The sequence below is a fragment of the Rickettsia endosymbiont of Cardiosporidium cionae genome (assembly GCF_015476335.1).
Lineage (GTDB): Bacteria > Pseudomonadota > Alphaproteobacteria > Rickettsiales > Rickettsiaceae > JADHZC01.
In genome coordinates, this window is sequence record NZ_JADAQY010000029.1 from 1 (window position 1) to 1,055 (window position 1,055).

Here is a 1,055-nt window from a genome sequence, read left to right on the forward strand (position 1 = left end):
TAATAACTGTAACTAATAGGGAAAAAGATGTAGCAAAAGGTAATAAACTAGGAGATACCAAATGATAATCATGTTTTGATTTAGACATTTCTTTTATTTTCAAACAAAAAACAGACATCCACAATGCACCTAAATGCGCATTGAATCCACATAAAATATAAAAAACATACCAACTATTGTAGAGTTTATTATAATTATTATCAAGTTTTTTAGAAACTACTTAACTAGGTAATAATCAATAAATTATTGTCATTCAACAAACTTAATCAAGTATTTAATAAATTCATTTTATATACTGGGAGCGTTGCATGCTAAATCAAAATTTAAAACATATTCTTGATATATTTTTGATAAAAAAAACAGTGTTAATTAAAAATTTTAAATATTAACCAAAATAATTTTTATAAAAGAAGTTACATTAAAAATTAAAGCATTTAATAAGATCATTGATATTTCCTATCTTAGGCATACATCTTTCAACTATGTATTCCAATATTATTAAATCTTTTTCTATTTCAGCCTGTAACTTGTCCAATATTCCCTTTTCATATAATTTTTTAAAAATTATATAAGTAGTAGTCATTGCTGGAATAGCTATTGCAAGGTACCATTTGCTTAATATTCCATAAACAAAAATTCCCATAGTACCATTGATAATTTTCATTATCTTATTTATCATTATTACTCATTAAATAGTTTTACGCTCTTATAATCTACATAGTTAATACAAAAAAGTTTAAAAAACATTTAACTACACTATAAAAGATAAAAAATTTTGATTTCAGCGATGGTAGCAAAAACTAATACCATTTCCCATATATAATTAAGTATAATGCCCATGGCAATAATACTATAGTTAATGAGTTTGTTGCAAATTAAAGGATTTTTTTTTAAATCCTAATTTTTTTATTTTCTTTGATTTTTGCGTATAGATATTATTGTTTGTTTAATGTTATCATTGTTATTAACTGTTGTTTAATATAAATCCAGTGATCTTCCTTAATAGGTAAATTTAGGTCATTTTAGTACTATTAATCTTTTTAAATTCAAACGTA

General features: G+C 22.7%; 1 protein-coding gene. It reads right to left on the reverse strand.

The genetic code is table 11. The annotated features are described in order from the left end of the window. Positions 1-418: 418 nt before the first annotated feature. Positions 419-679, reverse strand: a complete 261-nt coding sequence (locus IHI24_RS04735; protein WP_194966914.1) for a DUF2670 domain-containing protein — start codon at positions 677-679, stop codon at positions 419-421. Between the last annotated feature and the right edge of the window lie 376 nt (positions 680-1,055).

What these genes read in the sequence shown, in the direction of transcription:
- IHI24_RS04735 (WP_194966914.1), bottom strand. Translation starts at nt 679, where the DNA reads ATGATAAATAAGATAATGAAAATTATCAATGGTACTATGGGAATTTTT.